Below are 18,377 nucleotides of genomic sequence, written 5' to 3'. Positions count from 1 at the left end.
TATTTTTCAAAGGTTTAAAATTTCAAAATATTTGTGTTTTTGAAAGCCTTTGGCAATTGTAAATTCCTCGATTTAATAATTCCGTAATCCATAAAAAAGATAGAATAAAAACTTAATGTATAATAATATAACACAATTTTAATTTTAGGGTAATATATAGACAAATTTTGTAATCAATTCATTAAATTTTTATAAAAAAAATCATAAAGCATTCATTTACAATTATTAGCGATTTCTCATTTTTCGCAAAATGAAGATTTAAATACGTGATTTGCGCAGAAATTACCAATTTATTCCTTGATATTCATGAATAATTAGAAGGCCAAATAGGATTTACATATTCTATTTGGTCTCTAGATACTTTATCAAAACATAAATAATTGGAATATGGAGCAGCCTGACAAAAAAACAATGGATGGTTTTCGAAATGGCGATAGAAAAGCCTTTGAAAAAATTTACCAATATTACAGAATACCTGTAATCCGCTTCAGTGTTTCCATAATTAAGGATGAACAGGAAGCTGAGAATATCTACCATGAGGTGTTCATGAAAATTCTTAAAAGGAGGAAAAACATTAAACCTGAATTAAATTTTAATTCTTATGTTTTTACTTCAGTAAAAAATGAAATTTTTGACTACCTCAAAGCCTTAAATAAGAACAAAACTTTGAAAGAGCAATTTTGGGAAAGGATTCATCAACAAGAGGATGACTGTGCCCAGGTTAAGGAGGAGCAATTGACCAAAATGGAACGAATTATCAGAAACCTGTCTCCCAAAAGAAGGCAGATTCTGGAGATGAACTATTTTGAGAAAAAGTCCTACAATGAAATTGCTGATCTTTTGATGATTTCTAAAAATACTGTAAAAAACCAGCTGGTAAAGGCAAAGTTTATCCTAAGGAAGGAAATGGAATAATTTAAGGGATTAAACAATTGCGTTTGAGTAAACGAAGTTGTTTTTGAATGAGCCATTTCGTTGATATGGGAAAGTATTGTCTATTTTTATTTTTTAGCCTAATTATATAGAGAATTGGGCTTTTATCGGTATAGTTTTTGACGTTTATTTTGTGTTTCTGAGCCATGTTTTACAAGGCTTGGTACCCTTGATTTTATGTGGCTTGTTATTCTAATATTTTTTACCTGCCTGTGATTTAGAGAGATTATTTTTTATGAAATAATTTCACCTTGATTGGGGTAAGGTGCCTTTCACAGATAATTCTTCTGCAAAATTGTATTGAAATAATAAATAATAGTAGGAGGAATTACCTATTTCATAGTATAACTTTAGTGTTTGCCTTTAATACATAGTTTTAATTCTTAATATTTATTGTCTCATGGCTAAGGTTAATTGGTTTTTACTGTGGTTGCTTATTCCGATTAGTTTCCAAGGATTTGCTCAACATGCTTTCATTGGGAGCAATAGGGAGCTATTTGTAGATGACTTTTTGATTGATCAGCTGGATGGGGCAAGCTTGAAATTGCATGCACCAAAAGATGAAGGTGTGGCCTTTTATTTAGACAAACCTTGGGAAGGGAAGTTTTCGTTGTATTCAACCATTATTAAGGACGGTAATATTTACAGGGCATATTATAGAGGCTTGCCTGATGTAAAAGAAGGCAATAATAGGGAGTTGACCTGCTATGCTGAGTCTCAAGACGGAATAAATTGGTACAAACCGGATCTTGGCATTCATGAAATTAATGGGTCGAAAAAAAACAATGTAATCTTAATAGATAAAGAATTGACGCATAATTTCAGCCCTTTTATAGATACCAACCCTAAAGCCAAGCCTTCAGAAAAATATAAGGCAGTGGCTGGTAAACAACGAACTGGTTTGTATGCCTTGTCTTCAAGTGACGGCATCCATTGGGTCAAGATAAAAGAAGAAGCGGTTCTGAAAGAGGGGAATTTAGATTCTCAGAATGTAAGCTTTTGGTCTCCGGTAGAAAACAAATACCTGATATACTTCAGAACCAAGGATTCCGGATTTAGATCAGTAAGCAGGACTTCTTCAATTGATTTTGAAACATGGAGTGAAGGGGGAAAGATGAAATATGGCACAGCACCCTTAGAGCACCTGTATACCCAACAGACTAGCCCCTACTTTAGAGCACCACAAATTTACTTTGCTATAGGAGGCCGATTTATGCCGAATAAGCAAGTTGTTACAGATGAACAAGCCGATGCGCTTGGCGTTGACCCTAATTATTATAAGACCTGTTCGGATGCTTTTTTAATGTCATCCCGAGGAGGTAATAATTACAATAGGTATTTTATGGAGTCCTTTATCAGGCCGGGTATAGGTTTAAGCAATTGGGTTTCACGAACAAATTATCCGGCATTAAATGTGGTTCAAACCAGTCCCTATGAAATGTCCATATATGTAAACCAGGATTATGCGCAGTCAACGGCTCATTTAAGGAGGTACAGCATAAGATTGGATGGCTTTGCTTCCCTGTCTGCAGGGTATGACGGTGGGGAAATGATTACCAAGCCATTTGTTTTTGATGGCAAAGCATTGGAGTTAAATTATTCCACCTCTGCTGCAGGTGGGATTTATGTTGAATTACTTGATGAAAACGGCAATAAAATTCCAGGCTTTTCCAAAGAAGAATGTCAGCTAATTATAGGAAACGAATTATCTAGAACGGTATATTGGAATAAATCTACCAATGTTTCCAGGCTTTCGGGCAAGGCTGTCAGGATGAAGATATATTTAAAAGATGCAGCGGTATATTCATTTAGATTTTATTAAAATGTTGGTATTAAAGAAAATTACACTATTTGCTCTATTCCTTTTTGTTCAAAGTCTGGCCTTGGCCCAACTCCCTAATATTGGAAATAATCGGGAGTTGTTTGTGGATGATTATCTGATAGAAAAGTTAGAGGGGGCCGAATTGACTTTGCACGAACCAATGGATCAAGGAGAAGTGATAAGGTTTGAAAAGCCTTGGGAGGGGGCATTTTCAGCTTATTTCACAGTAATTAAAGATGGGGATACCTATAGGGCATATTATAGAGGGGTACCCAAAGCAGGCAGTGATGGGAATGATGCAGAGGTAACCTGTTATGCGGAATCCAAGGATGGTATTAATTGGACCAAGCCGGATTTGAAACTATTCACGGTGAATGGTACCAAAAAAAACAATGTAATATTAGCGAATGCTGCACCGGTTACGCATAATTTTAGCCCATTTTTGGACAGCAACCCCTTGGCTAAAAGTTCAGAAAAATACAAGGCTTTGGGAGGTACCAGAAAAAGTGGTTTGGTGGCCTATGTTTCTGCAGATGGAAAAGAATGGAAGAAGTTGCAGGAGGAGCCGGTTTTTAGGGAGGGGGTATTTGATTCTCAAAATGTAGTTTTTTGGTCTGTTAGTGAAGCGCAATATGTTTGTTACTTTCGGACTTGGACAGGGGATGGTTACACGGGCTTTCGCTCCGTAGGTAGAACCACCTCAAAGGATTTTATCAACTGGACAAGCCCCGTTCAAATGAGTTTTGGAAATACTCCTTATGAGCATTTGTATACCCAACAAACTAGTCCTTACTTTCGTGCACCTCATATTTATTTGGCTATAGGTGCTCGATTTATGCCCAATAGGAAAGTAGTAAACGACGAAGAGGCCAAGCAATTGGGCGTAAACCCCAAATATTACAATGATTGTTCTGATGCGATATTGATGTCCTCAAGAGGGGGAGGAGTTTATCAAAGACAGTTTATGGAATCTTTTATTAAGCCAGGTATAGGTTTGCAAAACTGGGTTTCCAGATCCAATTACCCTGCTCTAAACATTGTGAAAACCGGTCCTACGGAAATGTCTGTATACGTTAATCAAGATTATGCTCAGCCCACTGCGCATCTCAGGCGATATTCCATGAGGCTGGATGGTTTTGCCTCTTTGTCTGCCGCTTACTCCGGAGGTGAAATGACTACCAGGCCGTTTGTGTTTGAAGGAAATGCCTTGGAATTGAATTACTCCACCTCTGCTGCCGGGGAAATACTTATTGAATTATTAGATAAAGATGGGAATAAGTTGCCCGGATACTCAATGGAGGAATGTCAGCCCATCATAGGTAATGAGATTTCCAGAACCGTTTATTGGAACAAGTCTAAAGACCTTAGCAAGTTGGCAGGGAAGGCTGTTAAGATGAGGGTCTTTTTAAAAGATGCGGACATTTACTCATTTAAATTTGATTGATAATACAAGATAATTCTAAAAGGGGGTAAGTATTCCAGCTCGAATATAGAAGTGCAATTTATTTAAGTTGAAAATAAAATGACAATTTCTGATAAGGTGGTATTCGGGAATTTCTAGTGGGCCAACATATAATGGTGTAATAAAAGGCCATTAAATCACCTTAAGTTTCACTTATAAAGTTAATTGACTTCAGATTTGACACATTGAAATATTGTATTAATAATGTAAAATAAAGTATAAGAAAACATTTGATTCATATAATATCTTTGGTATATACATTAAAGTACCTTATTAAATTATTTATTATATGAAAAAATATATACAAGGATTACGTTTCTTTGTGCCATTGATCACAATATTGATCATGGCTGGATCGGAAGGTTATTCACAAGGTGCGAGAGAAATTACCGGGACCATCACAGATGCATCGGGAGAGTCTCTACCTGGGGTGAATATTTTGGTTAAAGGTACCTCAATAGGTACTGTGTCTGATATTGATGGAAGTTATAGAATAGCTGTTCCTCAAGACCAAAACATACTCGTGTTTTCATTTATTGGTTATACCTCTCAGGAGATGGGTATAGGAAATAACAGTACCATCAACGTACAACTCAAATCTGCCTTGTCGGATATGGACGAAGTGGTGGTCATTGGGTTTGGAGAACAATCTCGAGAATTATTAACCACCTCAGTATCCAAAATGGATGAGCGAGTATTAGAAAATATTCCCTATTCTAACGCTGCATCAGCCATGCAGGGAACCTTGGCAGGAGTGAGGGTTCAGAGCACCTCCGGGCAACCGGGAGCAGCACCTAGAGTAATCGTCAGGGGAGGAACTTCCATTAATAACCCTAATGGAGCAGCCCCTTTGTATGTGGTGGATGGAGTAATCAGGCCTGACATTAATAATATCGCTCCAGGTGATATTGAGACCTTTCAAGTGTTGAAAGATGCTGCGTCTACTTCAATTTATGGAGCCAGGGGATCCAATGGTGTGGTGGTAATAACAACCAAATCAGCCAAATCCGGATTTATTTCAGCAACGTACTCTGGTAGCTATTCATTGTCTCAACCAGGAAGTTTGTATGATCTTGCTTCTGCACGTGATTATTTGACCTTCGCCAGAAGGGCTATGATGGTTCAGGATATCTTTCCTGATGCATCTTTCAGACTGACCAACCCCGTAGGTTTTGGAACAGGAAATGATCTTAGCAATAGCACCGCATATACCACCCAATATTTAACTTCTGACAACGAGTACAAGTTAAATGAAGGCTGGGAAAGCATGCCTGACCCTCTAGACCCATCCAAAACCTTAATCTTTAAGGACACAGATTGGCAGGATGTATTGTTTAGAACTGCTGCAATTCAAAATCACCATGTATCGCTTTCTGGTGGAACAGAAAAAGCAAAAGTGACTGCTAGTCTTGGTTATTTGGACAATGAGGGGATAGCCATCACCACTGGATATAAACGCTATACCATGAATGTCAATGGAGATTTTAAAGTTAGTGATCAATTCAGTTTTTATGGAATTGTCAACTATGCCAACTCAAAAGATAATCAGGTAAATAGTATCACCAATATTTTTGCCAGGGCAATCACTTTACCTCCAACAACCAAATACCGATTTGAGGATGGTACTTTGGCACCAGGGCAGGCATTGAGCGAAGGAAATCCTGAATATGTTCTTAGGAACAGGGTGGCAGAAAACAGATCAGAAAACCTGACCTTTTCTATTGGTTCCAGGTGGCAAATTACGCCTGAATTGAGTTTTGACCCTCAACTGTCAATTTATAATAGAACAAATGATTCGTATAGTTTTCAACCTGCTGTTTTGAATGGCCCCAATAATCTGGTGGACAACAGATCTGCGAGTGCTTCAATTTCTAAATGGAGACAAACTCAGGTGGATGCAGTATTTCATTATGCCAAAACTTTAGGTGAAGCACACAATGTGAACGCAACTGCAGGTTATGCCTATTTTGGAAGAAATATTTCCTCTCTTAGCGCTACGGGCCAAGGAGCTTCTACAGACCTTATTCCTACTTTAAATGCCTCTGCAGAGCCGACTAGCGTAAGCAGCTCCATATCGGATCAGGTTATTCATGGTTATTTCGGTAGGGTAAATTACGATTTTAACTACAAGTATTTAGTTTCTATAAATGCAAGGTACGATGGCGCATCTAATTTAGGAGCAAATTATAAATGGGGATTCTTCCCAGGTGTAGCTTTGGGTTGGAATATGCATAATGAAGAATTCTGGGAAGCATTGCCGCAGGATGTTTTTAGTAAACTAAAAATTCGTACCAGTTACGGTATCAATGGTAATATTGGAAACCTTGGTGATTTTTCCGCTCAAGGAGCCTATGGAGTAGGAGCAAGGTATGGGGGTTACGCAGCCATTCAAAACACCTTGATACCCAATCCTGAGTTGAAGTGGGAACGGTCCAAAACTTTGAATTTTGGAGCAGATCTTACCCTGTTTGACCGCTTAGGGCTTGTTCTAGACGTGTATAGAAGGGTTACGGATAACCTAATTACGAATTTGGCTTTGCCACCATCTACTGGTTTTGGTAGTACGCTTACCAATTTAGGTAGCTTAGAGAATAAAGGAGTAGAATTGGAAGTGAATTACAATGTTTTGCCTTCAGCTTCAGATTTCCAATGGAACCTAGCAGCCAATTTTGCCACCCTACAAAACAAAATATTAAAACTCCCTGAAAATGGAGCGGAAAGAAATCGTGTAGGTGGATATTATGTTTGGGATGCAGGACTGGGTGACTATTCCTGGCAAGGAGGCCTTCAGGAAGGCGGTAGTCTTGGAGAGTATTATTCTCACATAGAACTGGGTGTTTATCCAACTGACCAGGATGCAGAAGGTGCACCAAGTGATACTTATAAAAGATATCCGGATACCTCATTTGGTGGGGATTATATATGGGACGATTTAGATAACAATGGGGTAATAGACGAGAAGGATAAGAAATATGTAGGAACTGAATTTCCAACCTTAACGGGAGGATTCACCAATACTTTTTCCTATAAAAATTTAATGCTTTCCCTTCGTATGGATTATACTGTCGGGCATACCATTTACAACTATGCACGTGCATTTATGGAAGGCCAATGGAAGTTGAACATGAACCTTACCCAAAATTTGGTTGACAACGGCTGGCAGGAACAAGGCGATGTGGCTACATTACCGAGATATGATTGGGAAAGTACCAGGGCCCAAATAAACGTTCATCCAAATCGCACAGGTCAAGGGTATTATGAACCTGGCGACTACCTTGCCATAAGAGAACTAAGCCTAAGCTATAATTTGCCAAAAAGTGTATTAACGCCCATTAATTTGGAAAATGTAAGACTTAGCCTAACAGGTAACAACCTGTATTATTTTACAAAATACAAGGGACTTAATCCTGAATTTGGTGGACGGGATTATGGGCGATACCCCATTCCGAGAAACTTTATTTTTGGTTTAAATATTACCTTTTAATTTAAAATAAAGGAATCATGAAAAAATTAAATATAGCTTTAATATTAAGCCTGTTTTTATTCGGATCCTGTTCCGATTTACTGGATGTTTCACCTACGAGTGTGATTACCACAGAGTCTTTTTGGAAGTCCGAAGGAGATGCAGAGGGTGCATTGATTGGAATGTATGTTAACCTTAGAAGTATATCTAACTCGACCTTGTATTATTTGGGTGAAGCCCGCGCTGATGTAGTAGCGCTTGGGACTGTAGGTGATGGCGGATGGGCTAAATATTACACCAACCGCTTGCAACCAGATAATGCCGGTCCAAGTTGGCAGAGCCTATACACCCTAGTAAACAGTGCCAACCTGATCATTAAATATGTACCAGAAATTGACTTTGCATCTGAGGAAAGGAAAAACACCATCTTGGCGGAAGCATACACAATGAGAGCATTTACTTATTTTGTAATGACGAGAACCTGGGGGGATTTACCCTTGCGTATGGATCCAACGGAAAGTGAAAATCCTGAGTTGACACAAATTGAAAGAACCGCACAAAGTGAGATTTTTCAATTCATAAAAGCCGATATTGATAAAGCTTTACAGTTGTTTCCTGACAATAGTTACGCAGAAAACAAGATGTTCTGGTCCAAGCCAGCCACTAGTGCACTTAAAGGAGAGGTTTACCTTTGGACGGCAAAACAAATGGGAGGTGGCAACGCTGATCTCCAAACTGCATTGGACGCGTTAAAGGATATCCAAAACACAGATGTGGACTTATTGGATAATTTTGCGGATGTTTTTGATTATGACAATAAAGGCAATAAAGAAGTTATTATGGCTGTAAGATTTGCCGAACTCGAATCTGCAGGTAATAATTATTTCAACGCCATGTATCTCATTGGAAGTGCTATCCCTGCCAATATTTCTGCAGAAGCAAGGGAAACAATAGGAGCAATAGGTGGAGGGAGCAATAATATTACAGTTCCTACAACATATGTTAAATCCTTGTTCACCAATGATGATCAAAGGAAGGATGCCTCCTTTTATGAAATATACACTATCGGGGAGAATGAAGCCTTGACTTATTACACAACAATAGTAACAAAGGGAAGTGGTACTGTAATAGGGGGTAGTAGAAATTTTATTGATGACATTATTTTATACCGGTATGCTGATGTTTTATTGATGATTGCAGAAGCCAAAAATGCGCTGGGTGAGGATCCGTCAATGGAAATTAATCAGGTGAGAATGAGGGCATATGGAGACCAGTTCGATAATTATGCCTTTACATCAGGTACTGTAGAAGAAAACAATGAGATAATCCTTGAAGAAAGGTTAAGAGAATTGGCTTTTGAAGGTAAAAGATGGTGGGATTTAGTGCGCTTCGATAAAGCCATCGAAATGCTTCCTACATTAAGTGAACAAGCCAATCCTGAACAAAAAATCCTATGGCCGATCTCTACTAGTGTTTTGAGTTTGGAGAATAAAGTAACACAAAACCCAGGTTATGAATAAAGGTTTGAAAGCTTGAATACTTGGAGACAAATGATTTTTAAGCAATTTAAAATTGCGCTGATATTAGCGGTGTTTTCTAGTGGAATAAATTTTGGATGTAATTCCAAAGTACCACAAAGAGCCTCGCCAAATATTTTGCTGATTGTTTCTGAGGACAACAGTCCAGATTTGGGATGTTATGGGAATAAGCTCGTACACACTCCAAATCTGGACAAGCTTTCTAAAAATGGCGTTATGTTTCTCAATGCTTATACAACTTATGCAGTTTGTAGTCCATCGAGAAGCAGTATTTTCACAGGATTATACCCGCATCAAAACGGTCAACTCGGATGGGCGACCCACTATTACGCACTTTATTCCGGGATAAAAGTTTTGCCCAACTATCTTAAAGAATCGGGCTATAGAACTGGGATCCTAGGTAAGGTTCACGTTAATCCAGCTGATAGATTCGACTTTGATTTTGCAGATTTGCCTGGCTCCAATTTTCAAAAAGAAAGTCTAAAGGATTATGCCATAAGGGCAAAGGAATTTGTCCGTCAATCAGAAAAGCCTTATTTTTTGATGGTTAATTTCCCGGATGCCCATTTGCCATTTCAAAATGAAGTCGAGGGGCTGCCAACCAAAAAAGTAGATAGAAATAAAATCCTTGAAACCTTACCCTTTGTGGGAGTTAATAATGAACGCTTGCTGGATCAAACAGAAGCCTACTATAATTGCATGAATCGATTGGATGAATCTATCGGAATGTTGTTGGATAGTCTAGGTGATCTGTCCAATACCTGTATCATTTACCTAAGCGATCATGGGGCCCAATTTAGCAGGGGGAAACTTACCAATTATGAAGGCGGTTTGAAAATCCCCTTTATTATTTCCTATCCTGAAGTGATTAAGGAAACTGGTTCAAGCAAGGATGAATTGATCTCTGTAATTGATATCTTACCGACTGTTTTAGATCTTGCTGGGATTTCAGGTGATTTTAATTTTCCAGGTAGGTCCTTAATGGATTTATTTACAAAGGATGGGGATGGAACAGGTTGGAGGACATATCTGGGAGCAGATGGAGAAGGTGCCTCACCTGTATTTTATTACCCTAGAAGGAGTATAAGGGGGGAGCGATACAAACTTATTCAAAACATCGATGTTGGCAGAGGGGAATTTCCTGCTTTTTCCGCCTATGCTGATCCTGATTTTGGGTCCGGTGCTACGATTGAAGAAATTGCAGCTTCTGACGAAAGGATTCGTCAGGCATATGAAAGGTGGAGAAAGCCTCCTGAATGGGAGTTATATGATCTACAGGAAGATCCCTGGGAATTTGAGAATTTAGCTGATAAACCAGAATTAGAGACAGTTTTAGTATACATGAAGGAAGCACTTTCAGCATGGAGAAGGGAAACAAATGATCCGTTTTTATCAGCAGAGAAAATAAGAAAATACACCTTTGAAATGGATTCAATAAACAACCTTTACCCCGATCATAGTTACCGAAAGGTAGAGGGATTTAAATGGGATTACTTGGATTACCTAAACAAATAACCGTTAGTTATTATGAAAACCTTTTGGGCGAGTTTCTTTTTTTTCCTTTTGCCGGCCTTTTGGCTGAGTTTCTTCCCTCAGAAATCCTCAGTTAGAACGGTCAAAAATCATAAGGTGGAGATACTTCATCGCTACATTGCCATTGATAATGTATGCGCATGGCCAAACCTTACAAAGCTTGGGGAGGGGAGTATTCATGCAAGTATCTTTAACCAGCCTAGTCATGCCAGGAGAGAAGGCAGTGTGGAGGTCTGGTCTACATTGGACGGAGGTAGATTTTGGAATAAAACAGGTGTTGCTGCACAAAATGAAGCAAGTACCAACCGCATGAATGTAGCCGCTGGTAGAAACCAAGTAGGTGATTTGGTAGTTGTGGCTTCTGGGTGGGAATTAAAAGATTCAGGATCTGCGGAAGGCAGCAAAGAGCTTGTTGGCGTGCTCCGTGCCTGGGTGTCGTTATCAGGGGATGCTGGAAAAACATGGGAAATTTATAAAAATGGTTTTCCAATAGCAGAAAACGGAATGACCCAATTTATTCCTTTTGGGGATGTTTTAGAAGCGGCTGATGGAAGCTTAAGGGTACTTGCCTATGCGCAATCACTAGATAAAAGCATCAATAAAGTATCCTTTTTTAGGAGTGATGATCAGGGAAAGTCCTGGATTTGGGTGTCTCATTTAAGTGAAGGAAAAGGGAGTACATTATTCTCTGGGGGACACAATGAAACAGCCTTTTTTCAGACGGGTCCCAAAAACTGGATAGCAGCTGCCAGAAGATGGAAAGCAGGAGCTGCTATGGATTTGTTTTTGAGTGAAGACGATGGAAAAACCTGGGTATTGAAGCGTCAATTGACCGATGAACAGCAGCATCCTGGTCATATAACAGCCTTAGCAAACGGAGACCTATTGCTCACTTATGGAAATAGGAAAGAAGGTCAATTTGGTGTGGCTGCTAAATTTAGCAAGGATAAAGGTAATACGTGGTCTGAGGAATATATACTGGTAGATGACCTTAATAGCAGGGATTGCGGCTATCCATCAAGTGTGCAGTTGGAAGATGGAAGCATTTTGACAGCCTTTTATGCTGACGGTACTGAATCGCATCAAAGGTACCATATGGGTACAATAATTTGGAAAAAACCTGATCAGCCATGAAACCCTTTTCGGCAGAAGAAATACATGGGGTTTGGGGAACCGTATTGCTCCCCATTTTAAAAGACCAGTCCATCGATTGGGAGGTTTTAGAAAATGCATTGAAATTCACCCTTGATGCCGGCTTAAATGGAATTTATACCAATGGGTCGGCAGGAGAATTTTATAACCAAACAGAAGCAGAATTTGATAAATTAAGTGAATTAGTAGCACAGGAAGCAGAAAATGCTGGTGTCCCTTTTCAATTGGGGTGTGGACATTTCAATCCGCTCCTTTCTCTTGAAAGGGTAAAAAGGGTGAAGTCACTTTCTCCATGTGCCCTTCAGGTTATTCTACCGGATTGGATAAAAACCAATAATAAGGAAACGCTTAAATTCCTGGAAAAGACAGCAAGTACTGCAGCCCCTATAGGACTAGTGATTTACAATCCACCACATGCCAAAAAAAAGCTTCCTCCAGAGGACTATGCAAATATTTTAATGGAAGGGTTACCTGTAGTCGGATGCAAAACAGCGGGAGGGGATAAAGAATGGTATTCAAAAATGAATAACTTACCCAAGCCCTTTTCTTATTTTATCCCAGGCCATTTCATGGTTACTGGCATCACTCAAGGAGCGAAGGGGACTTACTCTAATATAGCCTGTATGCATCCTAAGGCTGTAATAAAGTGGTACCGAATGATGGGTGAAGAACCTGAACGAGCTCAGCTCATTGAAAAGCAGCTTTTGTTGTTTTTTGAGAGAGAAATATTGCCGTTGATATTGGAAGAAGGATATTGTGATGTGGCCATAGATAAATTTTTAGCCGGTATTGGGGATTGGTCAATGACTGGAACTCGATTAAGGTGGCCTTATACAGGTATTGATCCAGAAAGAATAATAAATAAACGAAGAAAATTAAATAAATATGTTCCTGAATTTTTCAAGGGATTAGATTAAAAAAATAACCTACTATCCATTATGAAAGCTAGCTTTTTACTTTTAATAGTTATTTTCCTTCAGTTGACCCCTGGTTATTCTAACGAATCGTTGAAAGATTCTCTAGAAGTAGAAAAAATTTGGGACAAGGCGCCCCACAACGCCTTTCCTGATATGATCAGGTTTAAAGGATCATTTTATATTGCCCTTAGGGAGGGGAATAACCATATGCCAGATAAAAGTGGGTCCATCAGAATCTTAAGGTCAAAAGATGGAGAAGATTGGCAAAGCGTTACCTTGTTAGAAGAAGATGACCGGGACGTTAGAGAGGCTCGATTGTCAATTACGCCGGACGGTCGTATTATGGTGTTGACTGCCGTTGGTGTTTATGAAGGTGGGTATAAAATTTTGTATCCCATGGTTTCTTTTTCTGATACCAAAGGAGGGAATTTTTCTTCCCTACAAAAAGCCACCATGGATATGGAACCTTCCCTTGATTGGATATGGAGCCTGACATGGCATAAAGATGTGGGATATGGGATAGTATACCAGAATAAAGTGGGAGGATGGGAAGTGCACTTGTTAAAAACCACCGATGGGATTAACTTCAAACATGTTTCACAATTACCGATTGATGGTAATCCCAATGAATCCACTATAAGGTTTGATAAGGAGGGAAAGATGTATGTTTTGGTTAGAAGAGAGGCAGGAAATAAGATGGGGGTACTCGCTAAAAGTGACGCTCCTTATAAATATTGGACTACCAAGAAATTAACCAAGCAACTAGGAGGGCCCAATTTTCTTTTTCTGGATAAAAATACCCTTGTTATGGGGACTAGGGATTATCGAAAAACTGGTGCCAAAACAGTAATTCATTTGACAGATCTTGAGGGAAATATCAAAAAAAGCATGGACTTACCAAGTGGTGGAGATACAAGTTATCCGGGTATGGTAATTTATAAGAATAAGCTGTGGTTTGTTTATTATTCAAGTCATGAAGAAAAGACCAGTGTTTACCTAACTAAGATTTCGCTTAAAGAATTAAGCCAATAATAATTTTTGGCTAGATAAAATAACACAACAAATTAATAAAACTCATGAAAAAACAATTGCTAATAATTGCTGTACTGATTTTAAACAGCTTGTCAGTTCATGCTTTTGATCCGGCGGATAGTACCAAAGCAGTGGCACCAGCCACTAAAATCAAAGATTTTATTATTTATCAGGATCAAAGCTATTATTCCACTTTTCCTTCTGTAGTTAAAAAGAACAATGGGGAATACCTGGTGGCTTTTAGAAGGGCCCCGGACAGAAAGGTGGTTTTCAAAGAAGACGGGAATAGTCATGTAGATCCAAACAGTTATTTGGTAGGGGTTACTTCCAAAGATGGAGAAAACTGGACTGAAGAACCAGAATTGATCTATTCACATGCATTTGGTGGTTCACAAGACCCATGCTTGTTACAACTAAATGATGGAACCCTTTTATGTGCCAGCTATGGATGGGCATTTTTGGAAAAAGAGGGGTTGGAAAATATTAAAAAGCCACACTTTGCCAATAAATACGGAACAGTATTTTTAGGAGGATACCTTGTTAAATCCGTAGATGGAGGCGAAACTTGGAAAGGCCCCATATACCCTCCTTCCATCGCTCCTGAAGTAAACCACGCCCCTATGGGTAATAAAGTTCCGGCCTATAACAGAGGTGCCATGTACGAAGGAAAAAGCGGAAGAATATATTGGGTAGTGGCAGCAAGTGATTCTGAGGAGAAAAGAAAAACCTCCAACTACCTCTTGGTTTCAGATGATAAAGGCAACACTTGGGAACACCTAAGTACAGTGGCCGTGGATGATGATGTAGTTTTTAACGAAGCTTCTGCATACGAAACACCAAAAGGAGATATTGTTGCTTTTATTCGTACGGCCAAATACGATGATCAAGCTGTAATTGCCAGATCCAAAGATGGAGGCAAAACTTTTGAAAAATGGGAGTCTATGGGTTTTCAAGGGCACCCCCTTCAAGCGTTAAGATTGCCGGATGACAGGGTGTTTTTAGTCTATGGCTATCGGCACAAGCCTTACGGTATCAGAGCTAGAATTTTAAATCCTGAATGTACTGATTTTGCCACTGCAGAAGAAATTATTATTAGAGAAGATGGTGGCAGTACAGATATTGGGTACCCATGGGCTGTAAATATGGGAGATAATAAAGTATTGGTTACTTATTATTTTAATACTGACAATAAGAACAGGCATATTGCTGGATCTATCCTAAAGATAAATTAAGGGAATAAGATTTATTCCGGCGGCTGAGCGGAGCCGAAGCCATAGGGAGATGTTCGTCTCAAGCCTATTCCTTCGACTCCGCTCAGGAACCGGTTATTTGTTTACCTCTTGAATAATAGATGCTGTATTGGAATCTGCTGAAAGAGCGAACCCCTTCTACCTTATTTTATGAATAGGTTAATCTTGAAAAAAATAAATCTGTAATTCCGGCGGCTGAGCGGAGCCGAAGCCATAGGATGATGTATGCGTCATACCTTTTCTTTCGACTCCGCTCAGGAACCGGTTATTGGTTTTATATTTCGTACCATCTAAGCGACTTCCTGAATATTTACTGTTTTCCTAAAATCTGAGGGAGTCATTTTCTTTAGTTTTTTAAATTGCCTGTTGAAATTGGCTAGGTTATTGAATCCGCAGGCATAGGCAACCTCGACGATATTCATGTCTTCCTTCGCTAATAGTTTACAGGCATGGCCTATCCTAACGGTATTTAGGTATTCAATAAATGTGATTCGGTATTGCTCCTTAAAGTAGTTACAGAAAGTTGTGACCCCCATATTGGCCATGGCAGCTATTTCCGAAAGTGTAATTTCCTGATCAAAATTATTTAGTATATGGTTTTTTATTTTGGTAAGTCGATCAGAACCTTCAGGTTCACTTTCAATGAAGCCGGGACTTGCTAAAAGTTGGTATTCTTTATTTTGTGATAGGATATCAAATATGGACAATAGACTTGAAAGCCGCTGAATACCATTCATATGGATCATGTCTTTCATTAATTCAGTAATTTTCTCCTTAGTCTTCCCGGTAAATGCCATACCTCTACTGGCAAGGCCAAGAATATTTCGGATATTTTCCATTTCGGGAATTTGTAAGAAATCCGCACCTAAAAAATCCGCTTGAAACTGAATGACTATTGCCTCAGCTTCCTGGTCTGCCTCTCCATTGGTGAAAATTGGATCATTAACCCATACATGTGGTAAATAGGGGCCCATGCAGACCAGATCACCGGGTTCAAAGTTGCCGATATGATCTCCAACCATTCTTTTGCCGGTGCTTTTTAGTACCAAAACCAACTCATATTCCGGGTGATAGTGCCAAGGGCAAGGGAAATAAGTCCCTTTTTCTTTAAATACTATAAATGATTTATCAAATTCTTGGGGCAGCCTAACTTCGATGGTTTTCATAGTCTAATCAGTTAACCCTATTAATTTAGCGAATTTAGATGCAAAAGAAAACTACAGAATGGCAAAAGGTAAAATACTTGTATAAATTTAGATATAAGGGTAGGAATTTAATCCCCTTGTTCTAAAGAAAGGATGTAATACACCATAGTTTGTGCATTTTCCAGGCTGATGTGGGGATGAGGGGCCATTACGGGGTTGCCCCACGAGCCAAAACCTCCTGTAATAATTTTTCTTGCCAACAAATCCCTATAAGCAGGTTGTATTGGGTACCGCTTGGCGATGTCTTTAAAGGCCGGTCCTTTGGACTTTTTATCAATTTTGTGACAATCATAACATCCGGCATAGGCAATAAGCACTTCACCTTTTGCCAATACTTCTTCAGGTACATGTTCATCTTTTCCGGGTATTTTTCTTATATAATCCCGATAACGTTTTTCTCCATCAGAAAGTAGGTCTTCCTTTTTTTCTTTTTGATCACAAGCATACATCGAAAGACCTGAGATCAATAGGCTGACGATTAGCTTTCTGGCTACCATAGATTGGATCATCATCAAATCTAATATAAAAAGATAAAATTGTCTTTAAATTTTTTCTTAATTTTTTTTCTCGCATGTCAATCTACTGGCTGTTTATTTTTAAATTTGAGTATGAGGAGAATATTTAGATTAGATTTTATTTTGGCAGGTATTGCCTTTTTCTGTACGGCAAGTTCTTTACTTGCCCAGAATAAATTGGAAAAAAAAGTCAATGAAAGTGCTCTGGAAGTTGAGGAAAAAGTGATCGAGTGGAGGAGAGATTTCCATGAGCATCCGGAACTGGGGAATGCAGAAGTAAGAACAGCAGGAAAAATTGCGGCCCACTTGAAAGCTTTGGGTATGGAAGTTACCGAAGGGGTAGCCGTTACCGGTGTAGTTGGTGTCTTAAAAGGAGGGAAGCAGGGCCCAACAGTTGCATTAAGAGCTGATATGGATGCACTTCCAGTGACCGAACGGGTGGACGTTCCGTTTAAATCTCAAGTAATGACCACCTATAATGGGCAAGAAAGCGGTGTCATGCATGCTTGCGGACATGATTCCCATATGGCTATTTTGATGGGGGTTGCAGAAGTATTGACTGGTATGCAAAAAGACCTCAAAGGTACCGTTAAATTTATTTTTCAGCCTTCAGAGGAGGGTTTGGAAGACAAATCCATTGATACCTGGGGAGCCAAGCAGATGGTAGAAGAAGGTGTGATGGAAGATGTTGATGTGATTTTTGGATTGCATATCAATTCTCAAACGCCTGCCGGGGTAATTAAATACAAGCCCGGACCGGCCATGGCGGCAGTTGATGAGCTGGAAATTACTGTAAAAGGACAACAGGCCCATGGCGCTTATCCCTGGTCTTCCATAGATCCCATTGTTACTTCTTCTCAGATTGTGATGGGATTGCAAACCATAGTAAGTAGAAATGTGAAAATTATTGAGATTCCGGCCATCGTAACCATAGGTGCTATCCATGGTGGGGTTAGACACAATATTATTCCCGAACAGGTGGATATGATAGGTACCATTCGTACTTATAGTCAACCGCAGCAGGAGTTGATCCATCGTAGGATAAGGGAGATTGGTGAAAATATCGCCAAAAGTGCAGGTGCAACGACAGACATAAGTATAAAAAAAATGTATCCGGTAACCTATAATGATGAGGCTTTGACTGCTAAGATGCAACCTACCTTAGAAAGAGTTGCAGGTAAAGAAAATTTGTGGGTGCATGATCCGGTTACAGGAGCCGAAGATTTTAGCTTTTTTCAGCTTGAAAAACCCGGCTTATTTTTCTTTCTGGGAGGAATGCCGGAAACAGGAGATCCCGAAAAAGCTGCCTCTCACCATACCCCTGATTTTTACCTTGATGAAAGTGGTTTTGTGTTAGGAGTCAGGGCATTGTCGCAGCTGACATTAGACTATATGAACTTTTAAACCCAGTGTAATAGACCTAGATTTCTAACATTTGTCTCCTGTTGGGATATGATAATTGGGTTCAGTTTTTCAGGATTAATTTTGCTAGTAATCTCTAAACCATCAGTTAAATCGTTTCTTATAAGGAATAATTTTGAAATCAAGGTAGGAG

At 39.2% G+C, this 18,377-nt stretch carries 13 protein-coding genes; 11 read left to right on the top strand and 2 right to left on the bottom strand.

Going from position 1 to position 18,377, the window contains the following annotated elements; genetic code table 11:
- The first annotated feature begins 387 nt into the window (after window positions 1–387).
- The 10 genes from ACYVHJ_RS02585 (at window position 388) to ACYVHJ_RS02540 (ending at window position 15,084) form a co-directional block, all read left to right on the top strand.
- Complete coding sequence (locus tag ACYVHJ_RS02585) at window positions 388–915, top strand: RNA polymerase sigma factor (protein WP_339903356.1); 528 nt, start codon at window positions 388–390, stop codon at window positions 913–915.
- Window positions 916–1,333: 418 nt separating this feature from the next.
- Window positions 1,334–2,755 carry a hypothetical protein gene (locus tag ACYVHJ_RS02580; RefSeq protein WP_460512311.1) on the top strand — a complete coding sequence of 474 codons (1,422 nt, stop codon included), beginning with the start codon at window positions 1,334–1,336 and terminating at the stop codon, window positions 2,753–2,755.
- Complete coding sequence (locus ACYVHJ_RS02575) at window positions 2,724–4,199, top strand: hypothetical protein (RefSeq protein WP_460512309.1); 1,476 nt, start codon at window positions 2,724–2,726, stop codon at window positions 4,197–4,199. The genes ACYVHJ_RS02580 and ACYVHJ_RS02575 overlap by 32 nt, the downstream gene beginning before the upstream one ends.
- A 307-nt stretch (window positions 4,200–4,506) precedes the next feature.
- Window positions 4,507–7,701, top strand: a complete 3,195-nt coding sequence (locus tag ACYVHJ_RS02570) for a SusC/RagA family TonB-linked outer membrane protein (protein ID WP_460512307.1) — start codon at window positions 4,507–4,509, stop codon at window positions 7,699–7,701.
- A gap of 17 nt (window positions 7,702–7,718) precedes the next feature.
- Window positions 7,719–9,200, top strand: a complete 1,482-nt coding sequence (locus ACYVHJ_RS02565) for a RagB/SusD family nutrient uptake outer membrane protein (protein ID WP_460512305.1) — start codon at window positions 7,719–7,721, stop codon at window positions 9,198–9,200.
- Between the two features lie 30 nt (window positions 9,201–9,230).
- On the top strand, window positions 9,231–10,733 hold the full coding sequence (locus ACYVHJ_RS02560; RefSeq protein ID WP_460512303.1) for a sulfatase family protein: 1,503 nt from the start codon (window positions 9,231–9,233) through the stop codon (window positions 10,731–10,733).
- A gap of 12 nt (window positions 10,734–10,745) precedes the next feature.
- Window positions 10,746–11,885, top strand: a complete 1,140-nt coding sequence (locus ACYVHJ_RS02555; protein WP_460512301.1) for a sialidase family protein — start codon at window positions 10,746–10,748, stop codon at window positions 11,883–11,885.
- Entirely contained in the window at window positions 11,882–12,820 is a 939-nt protein-coding gene (locus ACYVHJ_RS02550) for a dihydrodipicolinate synthase family protein (protein WP_460512299.1), read from the top strand. The genes ACYVHJ_RS02555 and ACYVHJ_RS02550 overlap by 4 nt, the downstream gene beginning before the upstream one ends.
- Window positions 12,821–12,841: 21 nt before the next feature.
- Window positions 12,842–13,852, top strand: a complete 1,011-nt coding sequence (locus tag ACYVHJ_RS02545; protein ID WP_460512297.1) for a hypothetical protein — start codon at window positions 12,842–12,844, stop codon at window positions 13,850–13,852.
- A 44-nt stretch (window positions 13,853–13,896) separates the two neighbouring features.
- Complete coding sequence (locus tag ACYVHJ_RS02540; protein ID WP_460512295.1) at window positions 13,897–15,084, top strand: sialidase family protein; 1,188 nt, start codon at window positions 13,897–13,899, stop codon at window positions 15,082–15,084.
- 308 nt (window positions 15,085–15,392) lie between these two features.
- Here the strand turns inward: ACYVHJ_RS02540 and ACYVHJ_RS02535 are convergent, their stop codons facing one another.
- Both ACYVHJ_RS02535 and ACYVHJ_RS02530 read right to left on the bottom strand, forming a co-directional pair.
- A complete protein-coding gene (locus tag ACYVHJ_RS02535) occupies window positions 15,393–16,268 on the bottom strand; it encodes an AraC family transcriptional regulator (RefSeq protein ID WP_339904267.1) in 876 nt (291 codons plus the stop codon).
- A 107-nt stretch (window positions 16,269–16,375) separates the two neighbouring features.
- Window positions 16,376–16,819 (bottom strand): c-type cytochrome, encoded by a 444-nt coding sequence (locus ACYVHJ_RS02530; RefSeq protein ID WP_460512294.1) that lies wholly within the window; start codon window positions 16,817–16,819, stop codon window positions 16,376–16,378.
- A 96-nt stretch (window positions 16,820–16,915) separates the two neighbouring features.
- On the opposite strand from ACYVHJ_RS02530, the gene ACYVHJ_RS02525 reads away from it, so the two are divergent.
- A complete protein-coding gene (locus tag ACYVHJ_RS02525; RefSeq protein WP_460512292.1) occupies window positions 16,916–18,226 on the top strand; it encodes a zinc-binding metallopeptidase family protein in 1,311 nt (436 codons plus the stop codon).
- Window positions 18,227–18,377 lie beyond the last annotated feature (151 nt).

The organism is Cyclobacterium sediminis, assembly GCF_054781075.1.
Note: the sequence above shows the minus strand (reverse complement) of the source record. Positions and strands in the feature narration are given on the sequence as shown.